General features: G+C 72.2%; 20 protein-coding genes. 8 read left to right on the plus strand and 12 right to left on the minus strand.

Features of this window, described 5'->3' with window-relative positions; all coding sequences use genetic code 11:
• Positions 1-27 precede the first annotated feature (27 nt).
• From rpsB to L107_RS06270, 7 genes are all read right to left on the minus strand, one after another.
• Positions 28-741 carry a 30S ribosomal protein S2 gene (gene rpsB, locus L107_RS06240; RefSeq protein ID WP_159817108.1) on the minus strand — a complete coding sequence of 238 codons (714 nt, stop codon included), beginning with the start codon at positions 739-741 and terminating at the stop codon, positions 28-30.
• A 108-nt stretch (positions 742-849) separates the two neighbouring features.
• Entirely contained in the window at positions 850-1,788 is a 939-nt protein-coding gene (locus L107_RS06245; protein WP_159817110.1) for a glycosyltransferase family 2 protein, read from the minus strand.
• A gap of 109 nt (positions 1,789-1,897) precedes the next feature.
• Entirely contained in the window at positions 1,898-2,053 is a 156-nt protein-coding gene (locus L107_RS06250) for a hypothetical protein (RefSeq protein WP_011293689.1), read from the minus strand.
• Positions 2,054-2,095: 42 nt separating this feature from the next.
• Complete coding sequence (locus L107_RS06255) at positions 2,096-2,839, minus strand: DevA family ABC transporter ATP-binding protein (protein ID WP_159817112.1); 744 nt, start codon at positions 2,837-2,839, stop codon at positions 2,096-2,098.
• A 21-nt stretch (positions 2,840-2,860) separates the two neighbouring features.
• Complete coding sequence (gene devC / locus L107_RS06260; RefSeq protein ID WP_159817114.1) at positions 2,861-4,027, minus strand: ABC transporter permease DevC; 1,167 nt, start codon at positions 4,025-4,027, stop codon at positions 2,861-2,863.
• Entirely contained in the window at positions 4,024-4,890 is an 867-nt protein-coding gene (locus tag L107_RS06265; RefSeq protein WP_159817116.1) for an efflux RND transporter periplasmic adaptor subunit, read from the minus strand. The genes devC and L107_RS06265 overlap by 4 nt, the downstream gene beginning before the upstream one ends.
• Before the next feature lie 11 nt (positions 4,891-4,901).
• Positions 4,902-5,654 (minus strand): phycocyanobilin:ferredoxin oxidoreductase, encoded by a 753-nt coding sequence (locus L107_RS06270; protein ID WP_159817118.1) that lies wholly within the window; start codon positions 5,652-5,654, stop codon positions 4,902-4,904.
• 72 nt (positions 5,655-5,726) lie between these two features.
• On the opposite strand from L107_RS06270, the gene L107_RS06275 reads away from it, so the two are divergent.
• Entirely contained in the window at positions 5,727-6,971 is a 1,245-nt protein-coding gene (locus L107_RS06275) for a pitrilysin family protein (RefSeq protein WP_236550534.1), read from the plus strand.
• Positions 6,968-8,293, plus strand: a complete 1,326-nt coding sequence (locus tag L107_RS06280; RefSeq protein ID WP_159817122.1) for a pitrilysin family protein — start codon at positions 6,968-6,970, stop codon at positions 8,291-8,293. Before L107_RS06275 ends, L107_RS06280 begins: the two co-directional genes overlap by 4 nt.
• Here the strand turns inward: L107_RS06280 and L107_RS06285 are convergent.
• On the minus strand, positions 8,253-8,561 hold the full coding sequence (locus L107_RS06285; RefSeq protein WP_370515403.1) for an NAD(P)H dehydrogenase assembly family protein: 309 nt from the start codon (positions 8,559-8,561) through the stop codon (positions 8,253-8,255). The genes L107_RS06280 and L107_RS06285 overlap by 41 nt on opposite strands.
• A gap of 90 nt (positions 8,562-8,651) precedes the next feature.
• On the opposite strand from L107_RS06285, the gene L107_RS06290 reads away from it, so the two are divergent.
• Genes L107_RS06290 through L107_RS06305 form a run of 4 tightly spaced genes read left to right on the plus strand, consistent with a single transcriptional unit; the run spans position 8,652 to position 13,468 of the window.
• Complete coding sequence (locus L107_RS06290; RefSeq protein ID WP_201295818.1) at positions 8,652-9,233, plus strand: biotin transporter BioY; 582 nt, start codon at positions 8,652-8,654, stop codon at positions 9,231-9,233.
• Positions 9,233-9,709, plus strand: coding sequence for a signal peptidase II (gene lspA, locus L107_RS06295; RefSeq protein ID WP_159817124.1), 477 nt, complete (start codon positions 9,233-9,235; stop codon positions 9,707-9,709). Before L107_RS06290 ends, lspA begins: the two co-directional genes overlap by 1 nt.
• Positions 9,690-11,876 (plus strand): transglycosylase domain-containing protein, encoded by a 2,187-nt coding sequence (locus L107_RS06300; RefSeq protein ID WP_159817126.1) that lies wholly within the window; start codon positions 9,690-9,692, stop codon positions 11,874-11,876. The genes lspA and L107_RS06300 overlap by 20 nt, the downstream gene beginning before the upstream one ends.
• Positions 11,873-13,468, plus strand: coding sequence for a YcjF family protein (locus L107_RS06305; protein ID WP_159817128.1), 1,596 nt, complete (start codon positions 11,873-11,875; stop codon positions 13,466-13,468). The genes L107_RS06300 and L107_RS06305 overlap by 4 nt, the downstream gene beginning before the upstream one ends.
• On the opposite strand, the gene L107_RS06310 is transcribed toward L107_RS06305, so the two are convergent.
• Together L107_RS06310 and L107_RS06315 are read right to left on the minus strand one after the other, a co-directional pair.
• Positions 13,359-13,592, minus strand: a complete 234-nt coding sequence (locus tag L107_RS06310; protein ID WP_159817130.1) for a hypothetical protein — start codon at positions 13,590-13,592, stop codon at positions 13,359-13,361. The two genes, L107_RS06305 and L107_RS06310, sit on opposite strands and share 110 nt — an antisense overlap.
• Positions 13,585-15,018: a pyridoxal-dependent decarboxylase gene (locus L107_RS06315; protein WP_201295819.1), complete on the minus strand. Its 1,434-nt coding sequence runs from the start codon at positions 15,016-15,018 to the stop codon at positions 13,585-13,587. Before L107_RS06315 ends, L107_RS06310 begins: the two co-directional genes overlap by 8 nt.
• An 83-nt stretch (positions 15,019-15,101) precedes the next feature.
• On the opposite strand from L107_RS06315, the gene L107_RS06320 reads away from it, so the two are divergent.
• Positions 15,102-15,605 carry a nucleoside deaminase gene (locus L107_RS06320; protein WP_159817132.1) on the plus strand — a complete coding sequence of 168 codons (504 nt, stop codon included), beginning with the start codon at positions 15,102-15,104 and terminating at the stop codon, positions 15,603-15,605.
• 2 nt (positions 15,606-15,607) lie between these two features.
• Here the strand turns inward: L107_RS06320 and L107_RS06325 are convergent, their stop codons facing one another.
• Complete coding sequence (locus L107_RS06325) at positions 15,608-16,789, minus strand: alanine--glyoxylate aminotransferase family protein (protein WP_236550535.1); 1,182 nt, start codon at positions 16,787-16,789, stop codon at positions 15,608-15,610.
• Between the two features lie 62 nt (positions 16,790-16,851).
• A complete protein-coding gene (locus L107_RS06330) occupies positions 16,852-17,370 on the minus strand; it encodes an allophycocyanin subunit beta (protein ID WP_159817136.1) in 519 nt (172 codons plus the stop codon).
• Between the two features lie 162 nt (positions 17,371-17,532).
• Here L107_RS06330 and L107_RS06335 point away from each other — a divergent pair, with 162 nt between their 5' ends.
• Complete coding sequence (locus L107_RS06335) at positions 17,533-18,828, plus strand: glutamine synthetase family protein (protein ID WP_159817138.1); 1,296 nt, start codon at positions 17,533-17,535, stop codon at positions 18,826-18,828.

Raw genomic sequence — 18,828 nt, forward strand, 5'->3', positions numbered from 1 at the left:
GGGGGAGGTCGGGAGGGAGAGAACGGCTCAGGCGTCGTCGTCGCCGCGCTGATCCTGCGCTCCATGGCGGCCTTCATTGATGGCATCCGCGAGGCGGCCCAGCACCAGCTGGACGGAACGCACGGCGTCGTCGTTGCAGGGGATGGGAACGTCGCAGAGATCGGGGTCGCAGTTGGTGTCGAGCATCGACACCAGGGGGATGTCGAGCTTGCGGCACTCGAGCACGGCGTTGGTCTCGCGACGCTGGTCCACCAGCACCACCACATCGGGCAGCCGGCGCATGTTCTTCAGGCCGCCGAGGTACTTCTGCAGGCGATCGAGTTCACGGCGCAGCACGGCCGCTTCCTTCTTGGGCCGCATGGCGATGGCGCCGGAGGACTCCATCCGCTCCAGGTCCTTGAGGCGGTCGATGCGGGCCCGCATCGTGCTCCAGTTGGTGAGCATGCCGCCCAGCCAGCGCTGATTCACATAGGAGGCGCCGCAGCGGGCCGCTTCCTGGGCGATCACCTCGGAGGCCTGCTTCTTGGTGCCGACGAACAGGAAGCGCTTGCCGCTGCGGGCGGCACTGCGGGTCCATTTGTAGGCGTTGTTCATGCAGACGGCGGTCTGCACGAGATCGATGATGTGGACTCCGTTGCGCGCGCAATAGATGTAGCGCGACATCTTGGGATTCCAGCGACGGGTCTGGTGTCCGAAGTGGGCACCAGCCTCCATCATCTCGGAGAGAGTGACGACAGCCATGGGGTTGGGGGGGTTTCGGGTTGGCCTCCACCTGCCAGGGATGCCGCGCCACAGGAAGGGCAGCGGATCACCCGAAACGTGCAGGTGTGCGGTGTTGGGGTTACCCCATCAACCTACCAAATGGCCCTGCTGGCGGGCTTCGGCGTGGAGGGACCGCACCCCGAAGCGGTTGAGGGGCAGCCGCAGCAGCTCCATCGCCAGGCCCGCCTGGCCACGGCGGATCAACCAGCGCAGCAGGGGCCGCAGGCTGCGTTCATTGATCAGGCCGCCGAGGGTGAGCAGCTCCCAGAGCGCCAGGTGCAGCCAGGTGTACTGGATGATGAAGCGCACCCGCCAGGTGGGGTGCTTGCGGTAGAAGACCAGACCCATCCGGGCCCGCTCCCGCTCCACCCGCACCAGATCGGGGATCTGCTCGAGGCTCAGGGGCGGATGCCAGTGGTAGCCCACCGCCTCGGGGCAGCGCACCAGCCGCACGCCCATGCGGCGCAGCCGTTCGCCGAGTTCGAGGTCCTCCCAGCCGTAGAGACGGAAGCCGGTGTCGAACAGGCCCGACTGCTCCAGGACCCGGCGGTCGATCGCCACATTGCCGGTGGCGAAGTAGGCCCAGGAGAGGTCGCGCAGCTTGTGGGGCTCGGCGGTCGGGTCGTCGAAGTTGTGGGTGTTGATCACGGCGCCGTAGGTGAAGCAGAGCCGGTCGCCGCTCTCTTCCCAGGCCCGGGCCAGGGCAGTGGCGTGGTGCAGGAGGAACCGCTCCGTCACCACCAGGTCGCTGTCGATGAAGACGATCACATCGCCGCGGGCCTCCTCCACGCCGCGGTTGCGCCCTTCGGCCGGACCGCCGTGGTCCTGGCGGATCAGCCGCAGATGGGGAAAGGCGGTGGCGTGGGCATCCAGCCAGCGCACCGTGTCGTCGGTGGAGCCGTCGTCGACGAGCACCACCTCATAGGCCTGCAGGGGGCCGCCGGTCTCCTGGCGCTCCAGGGCCTGCAGGCACTGGCGCAGGATCGGCAGCCGGTTGTAGGTGGGGATGACGACGCTGATGAACATCGGATGACGGTGTAAGGGGCCACGGCGGGGAGACCACGGTGGAGGGGCCATGAAAAAGGGGGGATCCGCAGCGAATCCCCCCGGTGCCGCCATGGCCGGACCGGTCCGGTCAGTCGGCGGCGCCGCCGTTGTTGGCCGTGCCGGTCACACCGTTGCCGGCCCCTTCACCGCGGCCGTCGTTGCGCAGCTTGCGCTTCTTGAACTTGCGGGCGTAGGCCCGGTTGCGCTCCTGCTTTTCCTTCTTGAGATTCCTGCGTTTCGACATAGGGGATGGGAGCCTTGAAAAGACTGGAAGAGTCCACCCTACTCACCCGACCACGGCCTCCTGGGCCCAGAGCCGGCCGTCCTCCATCCGCACCAGGCGGTCGGCCACATCAAGGATGCGGGGATCGTGGGTCACCATCAGCACCCCGCAGCCCTCGTCACGGGCCAGGCGCTGGAGCAGTTCCACCACCTCGCGGCCGGTGCGGCTGTCGAGGGCGGCGGTGGGTTCGTCGGCCAGGAGCAGGCGGGGGTGGGCGGCCAGGGCGCGGGCAATGGCCACCCGCTGCTTCTGGCCACCGGAGAGGTCGTGGGGCAGCTTGCCCAGGTGATCGGAGAGGCCCACGGCCCGCAGCCATTCCCGTGAGAGATCGCGCCGGGCGCGATAGCTCAGATCGGGCAGCAGGTCGGCCCCCATCTGCACGTTCTGCTCGGCGGTGAGGCAGCGCAGCAGGTTGTGGCCCTGGAAGATCATGCCGACGCTGCGACGCAGCAGCTGGCGCTCATGGCGGCTGGAGCCGTTCAGCTCACAGCCCAGCACCCGCACCGACCCCTCCATCACCTGCCGTAGGGCCCCCACCAGGGTGAGCAGGGTGGTCTTGCCGCAGCCCGAGGGCCCGGTGAGCAGCACCACCTCGCCGGGGTGGATCTCCAGGTCGATGCCCTGCAGCACCTGGCGCCGCATCGCGCCGGTGCCGTACCAGTGGCTGAGACCCCGCACCGCGACCGTGGCGGGGCCATCCCCGCTGGGGGCGGCGGCTGGGGCGGTTCCGGGCAGGAGGCTGGTCATCGGTTCGGAATCGGGCTCGGCTCAGAAGATGTCCGCCGGATCGGCGTCGCCCAGCTTGCGCATCGCCATCGCCGCCGAGCCCATGCACATCACCAGGATCATCAGGAAGACGGTCATGGCCCGGTCGCCGGCCATCGCCACGGGCAGCTTGGTGGCGGCATGGATGGCGGCATAGAGCACCTGGCCGGCGAGGTAGGCGGGCACATAGCCAAAGATCGCCAGCAGCAGACCCTCACGGGCCACCACGCCGAGCAGGGTGAGCAGGCCGTAACCCATGGCCATCAGGGTGGCGTACTCCGGCAGGTGGTCACTCACATCCGAATACAGGATCTGATAAACGATCACGCAGCCCACCACGAAGCCCATGGCGGCGCCGAGGGTGAAGATGAAGCCGATGGCGGTGCTGGTTCGCCAGTAGTCCATCTCCAGATCCAGGAAGCCCTGCTTGGTGAGCACGGTGACGTCCTCCGGCAGCAGGCGCTGCAGACGCTGCACCACCTGAGCGGGGTCGGCCCCGGGACGCAGGCGGATCAGGCCCAGTTCGATGCTGCCAGGTGGATTGTTCGGCACCAGGCTCAGAAGGGTTTCCCGGCTGGTGAGGATATTGCCGTCGGCCCCGAATGAGGGACCTGAGCTGAACAGCCCCGCCACTCGCAAGCGCTTGCCGGCCACCTCGCTCTCCACGACGCGGCCCTCCTTGAACCATTTCGCCACTGGTCCGAACTCATCCCGCGACAGGTCGTCGAAGAGAACGCGGCCCTTCTGGGTGAGGCGGGGAGCCAAGGCCGTGACGGCCGGATCGAGAAACAGGGGATCTCCCGGCTCGAATCCCAGGGCCAAGATGGCCCGGGTGCCCTTCGTCTGGGGGTTGCGCCAGAGCAAAAGATTCCAGTGAACCGGGGTGATGCCGGTCACGTCCGGATCGGCCATGGCCTGAACCAGCCGTCGCTCGGGGAAGCCGGTCATGCTGATCGAGCTCTTGCTGCGCGGGCTGAGCAGCACCAGATCGGTGTCGAACAGCTTGTGCACCGTGACGCTGGAGTCGAACAGGGCGTCGCGGAAGCCCAGCTGCATGAACATCAGGATCCCGGCGAAGGTGATCCCGGCCAGGGCCACCGCCAGGCGCATCGGCTGGCGGGTGAGCAGCAGCCAGGCCAGCGGGATGCGGCGCCCCTGCCAGAGGGTCATGGCTGCATGCGGGCGATGACCTTCAGGCCGCTGAGGTCGGCGACCCGGGCCCCATCCTGGGGATCGAGCCGCACCCGCACTTCGACGACGCGGGCATCGGCATCGCCGGTGGGATCGGTGGAGAGCACCTCCCGCTGGCGGACCTGGGGACTGATGCGCCGCACGGTGCCCCGGAGGGTGCCGTCGAAGCCGCCGTTCTCGCTGGTGAGGGTGACGGCCTGGCCGACCCGGACCCGGTCGATGTCGCTCTCGTAGACCTCCACGGAGGCCTCCATGCGGTCGCCGGCCCCCAGCTCGAGGATGCCCTTGTCCCCGGGCCGTTCGCCGACGCGGGACTGGATGCGCAGCACGGTGCCGTCGATCGGGGCCCGCAGTTCGGTGTTGACCAGATCGGTGCCGGCCTTGACCAGCGAAGCCCTGGCCTCCTGCAGCTGGCCCTGGAGCTCGAGGGTGCGCTGCTCCAGCACATCCAGGTCGGCGGCGGAAAAGGCACCGTCACTGGCCAGGCGGCGGTAGCGCGCCAGGTCCCGGGTCTGGATCGTGAGCCGGCGGCTGAGGTTGGCGATCCGGGTGCGGATCAGCTCCAGCTCCGCCCGCTGCAGCGGCTGGTTGTCGAAGCGGGCCAGCAGCTGGCCGGCCCGCACCCGATCGCCCTCGGCCACCAGCAGCTCGGTGATGCGGGGGCTGCCGCCGATGCCGGTGATCGGCGCCGCCAGGACGCGGACGTCACCGTCGGGCTCCAGCTGCCCCAGGGCCGCGACGGCCTCCACCGGCGCCGGCGGCCGGGCAACGGCGGCCGCCGGGGGTCTGGCGGGCTGGAGGCGCTGGTGCAGCACGACGCCTCCCACCACCAGGCCGACCACGCCGGCAACGATCAGGCCGTTGCGGAGGGGACCGGTGGGTCGTCGAAGAGCAGGTCCTCGATGTAGCGGTCGGCCCACTGGGGGTTGAAGGCCTTCTCCAGCACCCTCCGGGTCTTGTCGTTTTGTTTCTGTTGCTTGCAATACCTCAGCTGCCCGCGCCATCGCGCAACCGTAGCTGGGTCGTCAGGGGCTTGGGAAGGGCTGTGGGCGGCCGCTGCCGCCAGGACGCCGAGGAAGGTGGCCACCTCCTCGACGAACCCCCGCTCCTCCGCCTCCGACTCCGGCCGCACGAACAGGACGTGGGGGGAGAAGATCGAGCCCCAGGGGGGCAGCTCGCGCACCTGGGCGAAGGCGGGCCGGTCTCGACCGGCCAGGGCCTCGGCGATGGCCTCCGGCAGGGTCTCCCCCACCGGCGAGAGGTCGACGATCGCGGCGCTCACCCCGCCCCGACCCGCGACGATGTCGGCGCCGAACACCGGCAGGTCGTGGCGGGGGTCGGGGAAGAAGACGCAATGGAGGATCTGCAGCCCGGCGCCGAGGCGCGCCGTTTCCAGGTGCAGCTTGCGAAGGCCCCGGCAGCGATGCACCTCGTTGCGGATGAACAGGGCATCCCCGTCCAGGCTGCCGCTGATCGCCTCCAGTTCGGGGTCGATCGCCAGGGGGGCCAGATCCGGCAGAGCGTTGCGACAGAGCCGGATCCGCTCCGCCAGGGCATCCACCAGGGGATGGATGCCAGCGTCGACGGCCGGAGCGACCTCACCCATGGACACGGCGTCACAGCAGAATGCGGATCCTGCCATGCATCCGTGAGCGATTCCCTGGGTTGTTGCGGGTCCTTGCTGCCCGGTCTGGCCGCCCCCGTCAGCCACACCCTCGCCAACGGGGTCGAAGTGGTACAGCTCGAGCTGCCGGATGCCCCCCTGGTCTGCCTCGACTTCTGGTGTCGCGCCGGCAGCGCCTTCGAGCGGTCCTCGGAGAGCGGCCTGGCCCATTTCCTCGAGCACATGGTGTTCAAGGGCAGCGACGGGCTGGCGGCCGGGGAATTCGACCGCCGCATCGAGGCCCTGGGCGGCAGCAGCAACGCCGCCACCGGCTTCGATGACGTCCACTTCCACGCCCTGATGCCGCCGGAGGGGGCGGCCGAAGCCCTCGATCTGCTGATGGATCTGGTGCTCCAGCCCCGGCTCGACCCCGACAGCTTCGCCATGGAGCGGCAGGTGGTGCTGGAGGAGCTGGCCCAGAGCGAGGACCAGCCGGAGGAGGTGGCCCTGCAGCGGCTGCTGTCCCTGGCCTGTCCCGACCACCCCTATGGACGGCCGATCCTGGGGCGGCGCCAGGACCTGCTCGACCATGACCCGGCCGCCATGGCGGCGTTCCACCGGCGCCAGTACGCCGCCGGCCGCTGCGTGCTCTCCCTGGCCGGGGCCGTCGGCGACGGCGCCCTGATCCAGCGGGCCGCGGACGGGCCCCTGGCCTCCCTGGCGGCGAGCGACGTGCCCATGGTCCCGGCGGAGCTGCGGGTCACCCCGGGGCTGCATCGGCTGGCGGTGCCGCGGCTCGAGGCCGCCCGGCTGCTGATGCTGTGGTGGCTGCCGCCCGCCGCCGATCTGGACGCCATGGCCGGGGCCGACCTGGGCACCACCGTGCTGGCGGAAGGGCGCCGCAGCCGCCTGGTGGAGCGCCTGCGGGAGCAGCTGCAGATCGTGGAGAGCATCGATCTGGATCTCCATGCCATGGAGGGCGGCAGCATCGCCCTGCTGGAGGCCGTCTGCGATCCCCCGGAGCTGGGGGAGGTGCGGCAGGCCATCGATCAGGTGTGGCAGGAGCTCCGCCAGGACGTCCTGAGGGAGCAGGAATGGGGGCGGGCCCGGCGCCTGGTCGCCAACGGGTACCGCTTCTCCCTGGAATCCCCCGGCGGCGTGGCCTCCCTGATCGGCAGCGGCCGCCTCTGGGGCCGGCCCCAGGCCCTCGGCCATCCCCTGGAACTGCTGGAGCGCTGGTCGCCGGAGCGGCTACAGGAGCAGATGCTGCCCCTGCTGGATCCGGCCCGGGCCTGCGTGCTCGAGGCGGTGCCGGCATGAGCATCGCCCCACCCCCCGGCAGCGAGGACAGCCGCACCCTGGAGGGCGGCCTGCCGCTGCGGATCCTGCACCGACCCGGACCGGCGATCCTGGCGGCCCGCCTGGCCATTCCAGGCGGCAGCGGCCGGGACCCCGCCGGCGCCCGCGGCGCCCACCAGCTGCTGGCCGGCAGCATGACGCGGGGCTGCGGCGCGCTCGATGCCGAGGCCCTCGCCGACTGCGTCGAGGGGGCCGGTGCGGCCCTGCGGGTGGAGGCCCACGAGGATGGCCTGGTGCTGGCCCTGAAGTGCGCCGCCGACGACGCCACCAGCCTGGTGCCCCTGCTGCTGGCCATGGCCCGGCGGCCCCGGCTCGAGGCCGACCAGGTGGCCATCGAGCGCCAGCTCAACCTGCAGCTGCTGCAGCGCCAGAAGGAGGACCCCTTCCAGCTGGCCCATGACCAGCTGCGCCGGCTGCTCTACGGCGACGGCCCCTACGGCCACGACCCGCTCGGGATCGAAGCTGAGCTGGCCGGCCTCGGGCCGGAGGAGCTGCGGCCCCTGGTGGAACGACTCGGCAGCGACGGCGCCGTGCTGGTGCTCTGCGGCGATGCCCCGCCCGCCCTAGGGGAGGTGCTGGAGCGCGAGCTGGCGGTGGCGCCCTGGAGCACCCGCCCGCCCCGGCTGGGGCCCTTCGACGGTCCGCCGCCGGCCACCGGCCACCACGCCCAGCAGGTCCAGGACACCGAGCAGGTGGTGCTGATGCTGGGGGCCGCGACGGTCCCCCTGGCCCATCCCGACGCCCTGGCCCTGCGGCTGCTGCAGGCCCACCTGGGCATCGGCATGTCCAGCCGCCTGTTCGTGACGATGCGGGAGGAGCGCGGCCTGGCCTACGACGTCGGTGTTCACCTGCCGGCCCACAGCGGGGCGCCCCCGTTCGTCATGCACCTGTCCACCTCGGCTGAGCGGGTGGCGGAGGCCACCACCTGCCTGATGGACGAGTGGCAACGGCTCCTGGACGAGCCGCTGGACGAGGGCTCCCGCCTGCTGGCCCTGGCCAAGTTCCAGGGGCAGGACGCCATGGGGCGGCAGACCTGCTCCCAGATCGCCGAACGGCAGGCCCTGGTGCTCAGCCACGGCCTGCCCGCCGACCACGTGCGCCGGGTGCTGGAGCGGGCGCCGGGCCTCGACGCCGGGGACCTGCGCGCCGCCGCCCGTCGCTGGCTCACCACCCCGTCCCTGAGCCTGGTGGGTCCGGCTCCGGCCCTGGAGCGGGCGCACCGGGCCTGGCTCGACCACCACCTCAGCCGTCGGCCGGAGCGGTCTCCAGATCCGTCGCGTTGATCAGGAAGGTGCCGCGGCGGAAGCGGATGGCCCGCAGATCCAGGGCCCGGATCTCCACCACGCGCCCCACCTCGCCGGGATCCACCAGGTCCGGCGGGCGCAGCATCGGCATCGGGTCGGCGGTCTTGAGGTAGCGCAGCGGCTGGCGCAGCCGCACCGCATCCCCCAGGTGGATCTCCACCGCTGGAACCGCCGGCGCCGCCACCTCGGGGGTCGCCACGGGGGTCGCCTCGGGGGCGGACGGGTCGGTGGGGGTGGAATCCGGCATCGGGGCGGGGGGTCCGGCGCTACGGGTGCCCGGCGGGCGGGCGGGGGCCCTTCTCAGCCGAACCTAGCTGCAGCAGGATGGGCGCCAGCCATGGACGGTGCATTGCGGGCCCTTGCCACCTGGAGCGGAGCGATCGCCGGCCTGCTCCTGATTCTCGTCGGCGGTCTGGTGCCGGCGGCCTTTCCGGTCCACGAGGCGACGGGCTGGGCCGTGCGTCCGCTCGGCATCACCCTGCAGGTGCCGGCCCTGCTGCTGACGGCCCTGGTGTGCGGCAACCGCAGTGCCACCCTGGCCGCCGTGGCCTATCTCAGTGTCGGTCTGTTCCAGCTGCCGGTGTTCCACGAAGGGGGCGGCATCGGTTACCTGCTCGATCCGGGCTTCGGCTACCTGGCGGGCTTCCTGCCGGCCGCCTGGATCACCGGCAAGCTGGCCCGCCAGCCGGGCATGGACGACCCCCTCGCCCTGGCCGGCGCCGCCGCCATCGGTCTGGTGGTGCTGCATCTCTGCGGCCTGGCCAACCTGCTCCTCGGCAGCCTGGCCGGCCGCTGGGGTGGCGGCACCCTGACGCTGGTGGTGGGCTACAGCCTGGCCCTGCTGCCCCAGCTGCTGCTCTGCTGCTCCGCCGGCGTCCTGGCCTGGCTGCTGCGCCGTCTGCTGCTGGTGCCCTCGTGATGGCGCGAACGCTGCGACCGCGGCTGGCCCCCCTGCTGCTGGCGGCCCTCGCCGTGGGGCTGGATCAGCTCAGCAAGCGCTGGGCCCTTGAGCACCTGGCCAGCGGCAGCATCCAGCCGCTGCTGCCCGGCCTGCTGCAACTGCAGCGCGTCAGCAACACCGGGGCGGCCTTCAGCCTCTTCGCCGGGGCGCCGAACCAGCTGGGTCTGGTGAGCGCCCTGGTGAGCCTCGGCCTGCTGTTCTGGATTCTCTGGCGTCCCCCCGCCGGCGCCTGGAACGTGCTGGCCCTCGGTCTGCTGCTCGGGGGCGCCGTCGGCAACGGCATCGACCGCTGGCGCCACGGGGCCGTGGTGGACTTCCTGGAGTTCGTCCCGATCCATTTCCCGATCTTCAACCTCGCCGACGTCGCCATCAACCTGGCCGTGGCCTGCTTCCTCATCGACCTGCTGCAACCCCATGCCGACCGCCATCCTTGAAGGGCTGGAGCAGCGGCTGCGGCCCCGGGGCCCCGGCCCCCGGCTCACGGTGCTGCGGCCCGGTCTGCCGGCTCTGGAACAGCCCCTGCACGGCAGCGTCTACCGGATCGGCCGGGCCGCCGACAACGCCATCGTCATCGACCACACGGCGGTCAGCCGCCACCACGCCCTGCTGGAGAACCACGGCGGTCACTGGCTGCTGAGCGACGCCGGCTCCACCAACGGACTGTGGTGGCGGGGCCGGCGGGTGCGGGAGCTGGGGCTGCGGGAGGGGGGCCGGGTGCGCTTCGGGCCCGCCGATCAGGCGGATCTGCCCACCCTCCTGTTCGAACAGGACGGCGGCACCCGGCTGGACCGACTGGCGGCCTGGGGGGCGCGGGTCGCGGTGGCCGTGGCCGGCGGCGGCAGCCTGCTGCTGGCCCTGTCCCTGCTGCAGGTGCCCACCCGGGGCAGCCTGGCGACGGTGCGGGGGCCCCTGCTCCTCTACGACCGCAACAACCGACCGGTGGCCTCCGTGGCCGATCGCAAACGGCGGGAACTTCCCGAGCTGGGGGCCTATCCGCCGGTGCTGATCGATGCCCTGCTGGCCAGTGAGGACAACCGCTTCTGGTGGCATCCGGGCGTCGACCCGATCGGCACCGCCCGGGCCCTGGTCACCAACCTCCTCGGGGGCCGGGTGCTCGAGGGCGGCAGCACCCTCACCCAGCAGATCGCCCGCAGCCTTTACCCGGAGCAGGTGGGGCAGGGGGAGACCCTGGGGCGCAAGTGGCGGGAGCTGCTGGTGGCCTTGCAGCTGGAGGCCCGCTTCAGCAAGGAGGAGCTGCTGCTCAGCTACCTCAACCGGGTCTATCTCGGGGCGGTCTGGGGGTTCGAGGACGCCTCCCGGCGCTTCTTCAGTCGCCCCGCCTCGGCGCTGAAGCTCGAGGAGGCCGCCCTGCTGGTGGGCCTGCTCCCCTCCCCAAACGGCTACGACCCCTGCGTCGATCCCGCGGCGGCCCTGGCCTCCCGCAACCAGGTGCTCGACAAGATGGCCGCCACCGGCCGGATCTCCGCCGACCAGGCCCGGCGGGCCCGACGTCAGCCGATCCGGCTGGCCGCGGATGCCTGCCGCTCCGCCCAGCAGCGCGGGGCGCCCTTCTACACCGACCAGGTGCGCCGCGACCTGGAGAACCAGGTGGGCAAGGCGGTGGCCGCCGAGGGCAACTTCCTGATCGACACCCACCTCGATCCGCTGCTGCAGGAGCGGGTCGAGCTGCTGCTGCGCCAGCGCATCGACGCCAGCCGATCCCTGGGGGTGAGCCAGGGGGCGGTGGTGGTGCTCGACAGCCGCAGCGGCGGGATCCGCGCCATCGCCGGCGGCCGGGACTACCTGCAGAGCCAGTTCAACCGGGCCTCGATGGCCCTGCGCCAGCCCGGCAGCACCTTCAAGCTGGTGCCCTACGTCGTCGCCCTGGAGCGGGGCGCCCGGCCCGGGGACCGGGTGGGCTGCGGGCCGCTGGACTGGGGCGGCCAGCACTTCAGCAGCGGCTGCGGCGGCAGCCTCAGCCTGCGCCAGGCCATGGCGATCAGCAGCAACACCGCCGCCCTGCGGCTGGCCCGCAAGGATGGACTCGATGCCGTTGTCAGCAAGGGCCGGGACCTGGGCTTCACCAGTCCCCTGGCGCCGGTGCCGGGCCTGGCCCTGGGCCAGAGCGAGGTGACCCTGCTGGAGCTCACGGCGGCCTACGCCGCCGTCGCCGCCGATGGACTCTGGCGGGCCCCGACCACGATCCGGCGGCTCACCGACGCCGAGGCCTGCCCCGCCCCCCCGACCGGGGCGGCCCAGGGCGGGGCCGATTGCCGGGCCTCCGCCGCCAGCTCCAGGGCCGTCACCAGCCCGGGACGGCGGGTGATGAGCCCGGCCACCGCCAAGGCGATGCGGACGCTGCTGGAGGCGGTGGTCAGCGGCGGCACCGGCAGCGCCGCCTACGTGGGCGCCGGCAGCTGGGGCAAGACCGGCACCACCAACGAGGGTCGGGACCTGCTGTTCGTGGGCTACGCCCCCCGGCGCCAGTGGGTGATCGGCATCTGGCTGGGCAACGACGACAACAGTCCCAGCGCCGCCAGCAGCGCCCTGGCGGCCTCCCTGTTCGGCGAGATCGTGCGTTCCGCACCGCCGGGACCGTGAAGCTGCCGCCGCGGCTCTGGATCTGGGTCTTTCTGGGTCTGCTGGTGCTGGTGGTGCTGGGCCTGGTGCTGCAGGCGATCCAGCAGCTGCAGTGGACCCTGAGCACCTGGCTGCCCTACTGGATGGTGGGGCCGCTGATGCTGATCCTGCTGGCGGCCCTGGTGGTGGCCCTGGCCCAGGTGGGCTGGCCCTGGCTGCGCCGGCTGCGCCAGGGCGGGACGTCTGGGCCCGGCAGATCCGCCCCCGCGGCGGTGCCCTCCAGCCGCCGGGAAGCGGCCCAGCGGAACCTGGGCGCCATCGACCGCACCCTGGCCCAGGTGCGCGACGCGGTGGAGCGGGAGGCCCTGCGCCAGGAACGGCAGCGGATGGAGGCGGAGTTGGAGCGCGGCGACCTGGTGATCGTCGTGTTCGGCACCGGCTCGACCGGCAAGACCTCCCTGATCCGCGCCCTGCTGCAGGAGCTGGTGGGGGAGGTGGGGGCGCCGATGGGTTCCACCACCGCCGCCAGCCGCTACCGACTGCGGCTGAAGGACCTGAGCCGGGCCGTGATCCTGGAGGACACCCCGGGGATTCTCGAAGCCGGCCGCCAGGGCCGGGAGCGGGAACGGGTGGCCCGGGAACTGGCCGCCAGGGCCGACCTGCTGCTGCTGGTGCTGGACGGGGACCTGCGGGCCAGCGAGCTGGAGGTGTTCGAAGCCCTGGCGGGGCTGGGCAAGCGGCTGCTGCTGGTGCTCAACAAATGCGACCTGCGCGGCGAGGAGGAGGAGCGGCGTCTGCTGGCGCTGCTGCGGCAGCGCACCGCCGCCCGCCTCGGCCCGGAGGATGTGATTCCCGCCAGCGCCGCCCCCCAGAGCGTGCCGATGCCGGGCGGCCGGCCGCTGCAGCCGGAGCCGGAGGTGGAGGCCCTGCTGCGCCGCATCGCCGCCGTCCTGCATGCCGACGGGGAGGAGCTGATCGCCGACAACCTGCTGCTGCAGTGCCGCCGCCTCAGCCAGGCCAGCCAGGAGCTGCTCGACCGCCAGCGCCGCAGCGATGCCGGCACGATCGTCGACCGTTACATGTGGATCGGCGCCGGGGTGGTGATGGTGACGCCGCTGCCAGGCATCGACCTGCTCGCCACCGCCGCGGTGAACGCCCAGATGGTGGTGGAGATCGGCCGGGTCTACGGCGTCAGCCTCAGCCGCGAGAGTGCCCAGGATCTGGCCCTGTCGGTGGGCCGCACCCTGGCGGGCCTCGGCCTGGTCAAGGGGGGGGTGGGCCTGATCACCTCGGCCCTGAGCCTCAGCCTGCCCGCCCTGGTCGTCAGCCGGGCGGTGCAGGCGGTCAGCGCCGCCTGGCTCACGCGGGTGGCGGGCCGCAGCTTCATCACCTACTTCCGCCAGAACCAGGACTGGGGGGATGGCGGACTGCAGGAGGTGCTGCAGCGCGAGTACGACCTCAACCAGCGGGAGGGGATGCTGCGGCGTTTCCTGGAGACGGCCCTCAGCCGGGTGGTGGAGCCACTGCAGCAGCGGCGGGCGCGGCGGCTGCCGCCACGCCCAGGGCCTCGGGGGGCGGGGGCTGGAGGGGACCGCGGGAATCCAGGACGGTGATCAGCACCAGGTAGGCCACCCCGATCAGGATCGAGAGGGCACCGGTGAGGATCGCCACCCAGCGGCCGCGGCGGTCGGTGGCGGGGCGCGGCGGCGGCACGGGGGTCTGCGTCGGTTCAGCCATGGTGGGCCTCCGCCAGGCTCCGCTGCACCACCAGGGCCAGCCGCTCCAGGTGCTCAGTGCCGGTGTGGGGGTTGCCCAGCACCGCCTTGAGGTGGTGGAGCCCCCGATAGACAGGCCGCGACAGCATCAGCTGCTCCCCCAGCAGGGCCGCCCGGGTGGCCGCACTCCAGCGCTCGGCGCCGGAGACGTCTGAGCCCTCGGGACGGAAGGCGAGCAGGTGCAGGGGACCGCTGCAGAGGGCCAGGCCGCCGATGGCCCGCAGCCGCCGTTCCAGCTCGCTGCGCCGCCGGACCGCCGCCTCGATCAGGGCGGCCATGCCGTCGAGGCCCAGCTGTCGCAGCCCCAGCCAGAGCTTGAGGATCTCCCCCGGCCGGGTGCCCTGCAGGCCCGCCTCCCCCTGGTGGCCACCGCCCCAGCTGGGCTCCATGTAGGGCAGGCCGGTGCTGAAGGCGCGCTGGAGGTGGCCGGGGTCGGCCAGCAGCAGCAGGGAGGAGGTCTTGGTGATGCCCAGCAGCTTCTGGGGGTTGACCGTGATCGAATCGGCCAGCCCCAGGCCGCCCAGCAGGGGAGCGAGCCGCTCGCTGAAGGCGAAGATCGCGCCGATGGCCCCGTCCACGTGCAGCCAGTGGCCGTGGCGGCGGCAGAGGGCGGCGATGGGCTCCAGGGGGTCGAGGGCGCCCCTCACAGTGGTGCCGGAGGTGGCCACCACGGCGATCACGGGGACGCCGGCCCGATCGAGGCGGACCAGCCGTTCCTCCAGGGCCTGGGGCTCCAGGCCACCGGCGGCGGTCACCGGCAGCCGGATGAGGGCCTCGGCCGGCAGGCCCATCACGGCGACGGCCTTGATCAGGGAAACGTGGGCCTCCTCGCTGCAGAGCACCACCGCATCGCCCCGGGAGGCCAGGCCCCGCCGGTGGCGGGCGGTGACCAGGGCCATCAGGTTGCTAAGGCTGCCGCCGCTGGCCGCCACACCACCGGAACCCTCGGGCAGGCCGAGACGTCCCGCCATCCAGGCGCACAGGGCCCGCTCCAGGCGGCTCAGGCTGGGGGAGAGCTCTTCGGCCAGCAGGTTGTTGTTCAGCCCGGCGCAGATCAGGTCGGCCACGATCGAGGCCGACAGGGGCGGCGGGTCGAGGTGGGCCAGGGCCCCGGGGTGGTTGGGGTTGTAGGCCCCCTCCATCACCAGCTGCAGATCGGCCAGCAGCCGGTCGCTGCCCAGACCCGCGGCCTCCGGCTCCACCACCGGCAGCACGCTCAGCCCGGGAAGGGGGGTGCCGTGGGCAGCCTGGCCGAGCCAGCGGCAGAGCAGGCCGGACGCCCGCTGCAGAAAAGCCTCCAGGGCCGGATCCCCCTGGAACGGATCCACGAAGGAGCCGCACTCCCTGGGGGGCGGCGCGGGCCGCGGGGCGGGGGGGACGCTGGCCAACGGCGACGGTGGGGGCTCCGGCATTCTGCCGCTTGCCCCTCCGGAGGCATGGCTAGAAGGACGTCATCCTGCATGACGCGTCCATGCTGAATGAGGCCAGCAGCCTGCTGTGGATGGACCGGCTCCTGCGCCTCGCCGACGCGGCCGGGGCGGGGGGGGAGATCCCGGTGGCGGCGGCCCTGCTGGATGAGGCCGGCCGCTGCGTGGGCTGGGGCAGCAACCGGCGCCACCGGCGGGCGGACCCCCTCGGGCATGCCGAACTGCTGGCCCTGCGCCGGGCGGCGGCCACCCGGGGCGACTGGCGCTTCAATGGCTGCACCCTGCTGGTGACCCTCGAGCCCTGCCCGATGTGCGCCGGTGCCCTGATCCAGGCGCGGGTGGGCACGGTGATCTACGGGGCGGTCGACCCGAAGCGGGGCGGCCTCGGCGGCAGCCTGGACCTGTCGCGCCACCCCAGTGCCCACCACCACATGGTGGTGCGGGGGGGCGTGCTGGGGGAGCGGGCCGGGCAACAGCTGGAGGCCTGGTTCCGGGAGCGGCGCCGTGGCCGGCAGGAGCTCCGGGCCAGGGGAAACGGCCCGCTCTGAACTCAGGCGACCCCGGCCGCCACGGCCGCCGGCGAGGGGCGGAAGGCGGGCAACTCGCTCTCGAAGATGGCCAGCAGCCGGTCGACGTTCTCCGGGGTGCTGTTGTAGCCCATCAGGCCGATGCGCCACACCTTGCCGGCCAGGTCCCCCAGCCCGCCGCCCACTTCGATGCCGAAGCGATCGAGCAGGTGGCGGCTGAAGGCCTTGCCATCGACCCCCTCGGGAATCCGGACCGTGGTCAGGGTGGCCAGCCGCAGGGGCTCGCTGACGTGCAGTTCGAGGCCCAGCCGCTCCAGACCGGCCCAGAGGCGCTCGGCGTTGCGGCGGTGGCGCGCCCAGGCGGCCTCCAGTCCCTCTTCGGCCAGAAGCCGCAGGGCTTCCCGCATGCCGAAGTTCATGTTCACCGGCGCGGTGTGGTGGTACACCCGGTCGCTGCCCCAGTACTTGTTGAGCAGGGAGACATCCAGGTACCAGTTGGGCACCTTGCCGGAGCGGGCGGCCAGCTTGGCCTCGGCCCGGGGGCCCATGGTGAAGGGGCCCAGCCCGGGGGGGCAGCTGAGGCCCTTCTGGCTGCAGCTGTAGGCCAGGTCCACCTTCCAGGCATCGATGTGCAGCGGCACCGCCCCCAGGGAGGTGACCGTATCCAGCAGCAGCAGGCAATCGTGCTGGCGGCAGAGGTCGCCGATGCCCTCCATCGGCTGACACACCCCGGTGGAGGTCTCGGCGTGCACCATCGCCAGGATGGCGGGCTTGTGGGCGATCAGGGCGGCTTCGAGTTCGGCCAGGTCGAAGGCCTCGCCCCAGGGCCGTTCGATGGTGACCACCTCGGCCCGGTAGCGACCGGCCATGTCGACCAGGCGCTGGCCGAAGTAGCCCATCACCGCCACCAGCACCTTGTCGCCGGGTTCGATGGTGTTGGCCAGGGTCGCCTCCATGGCGGCGCTGCCGGTGCCGCTCATCGGAATGGTGAGCCGGTTGTCGGTCTGCCAGGCGTAGCGGAGCAGTTCCTGCACCTCTCCCATCAGATCGATGTAGAGGGGATCGAGGTGGCCGATCGGCATCCGGGCCAGGGCCTGCAGCACCGTGGGGTGGGCGTTGGACGGACCCGGACCGAGCAGCAGACGCTCGGGGGTGGCGATGGGGTCCAGGGTGAGGCGGTGGGCGCTGCTGACGGAGGGAGGCACTGGGAGAGGAGGCAAGACCTGGCGGGGCGGCAGAGGTGAAGGGAGATTAGGAAACGGTCGCCTCAGCGGGCCCGGACATTGCTGGAGGAGAGGCCGCGGCAGAGGTGCTCGAAGGGGGCCCGCACCAGGCCGGTGTCGGCCATGCCCGCATCGGCCAGCATCTCGGCGATCACCTCACCAAGCAGGGCGATGCTGCGGACGGTGGGACCGGTGGGCACCCCCAGGCTCTTGTAGGTGTCGTCGAGACCGTTGAGCACCCGCTCGTCGAGGATGGTGAAGTCGTCGGCGACCAGGGCATAGCTGGCGTAGCGCAGGAAGTAATCCATGTCGCGCAGACAGGCCGCCAGCCGCCGGGTGGTGTAGGCGTTGCCGCCGGGAAGCAGCAGTTCGGGGTCCTCCAGCCAGAGCCGCTGGGCCGCCTCCCGCACGATGGTGGCGGCTTCCCGGTTGATCAGCTCGACCGCAGCCAGCCGCAACTCCGCCTGAGCGAAATAGGAATCGATCCGATCGATCGCGGAGCGATCGAAGTAGCGGCCCAGCTGGTCGTAGCGACCGATCAGACCGGTGATGGCATCTCGCATGGACGAAACGGATCGACGCACCTGAAGCGGAAGGTAGCACTCGCAATCCGCCAGATTCCTGTGCTGCGGCTGGTTCTGGGGAATCTGACAGAAACGGTTACGCGGCCACCGGCCGATCGGGGCGGCACCATCGTGGCGGCAGCCTTCCCCCCGCCTCCCGCCATGGCCACCTCCGCCCAGGACGTCCTGCGCCGCCTCGGGGACGACGGCATCGAGCGCATCGACCTCAAGGTGACGGACCTGGCGGGGCGCTGGCGGTCGATCGGCCTGGAGGCCCATCGCTTTGGCGAGGGGGCCTTCCACCACGGCCTGGCCCTCGACGGTCTGGTGCTCCACCCCGACCCGGCCAGCGCCTGGATCGACCCCTTTCTGTCCCCCCGCCGCCTGAGCCTGATCGCCGCCGTTGAGGGGCCACCCGACAGCGCCGGTCGCCTGTGTCATTGCCCGCGCACCGTAGCGGCCCACGCCCAGGCCCTGCTGGCAGGCAGCGGACTGGCCGACGCCGCCCGTTTCGGCGCCGAAGCCGGCTACTTCCTGTTCCAGGAGCTCACCTCCAGGGCCGACGAACTCGGCTGCGGGTATCGGGTCGCCCCCGGTGCCGCACCGCCGGAGGCTCTGCACAGCGAGCTGGGGCTGACCCTGGCGGCCCTGGGGATCCGGGCCCGGCTGCCGCTCCAGCCGGCGGGCGGCCCCCTGCAGAGCCTCACGCTGGCGAGCGACGATCCGCTGCGGACCGCCGACGCCCTGATGGTGAGCCGCTACGTGGTGCGGAACGTGGCCCGCCGCCACGGCTGGAGCGCCACCTTCCTGCCCCGGCCCGGCCTCGAGGCCACCTGCGCCGGCCTGGCGGTGCACCAGAGCCTCTGGAGAGCCGGCCATCCGCTGTTCGCCGGACAAGGGACCTACGGCGAGCTGTCCCAGACCGCCCGCTGGTATCTGGGGGGGCTGCTCTGGCACGGGCCCTCCCTGGCCGCCTTCACCAACCCGGGCACCAACAGCTACCGGCGGCTGGGGAGCGGCCCCCAGGCGCCGGCCCGGCTGGCCTACGCCCGCCAGGACCCCGCCACCACGGTGGCCGTTCCCGAGACCGACGGGGACCCCGGCCGGCGGCGGCTGGTGCTGCGCCAGGCCGACGGACTCGCCAACCCCTACCTGGCCTTCAGCGCCATGCTGCTGGCCGGCCTCGACGGGGTGCGCCACCAGATCGATCCCGGCCCCCCCGCCGATCGGGATCCCGCCCCGACGCAGGCGCCGCCGGATCCGGGCGACGGGCAGCGGCTTCCCGCCGACCTGGGCGCCGCCCTGGCGGCCCTGGCCGCCGACCAGGACTACCTGCTGGCCGGCGATGTCTTCAGCCGGGAGCTGCTGAATGACTGGATCGCCCTGAAACGCTCGGACGTGGAGGCCCTCGAGCATCGTCCCCATCCGCTCGAGTTCGTTGCGGAAGCCGGCGCCTGA

The sequence above is a fragment of the Cyanobium sp. Copco_Reservoir_LC18 genome (genome assembly GCF_009834675.1).
Lineage (GTDB): Bacteria > Cyanobacteriota > Cyanobacteriia > PCC-6307 > Cyanobiaceae > Cyanobium > Cyanobium minutissimum.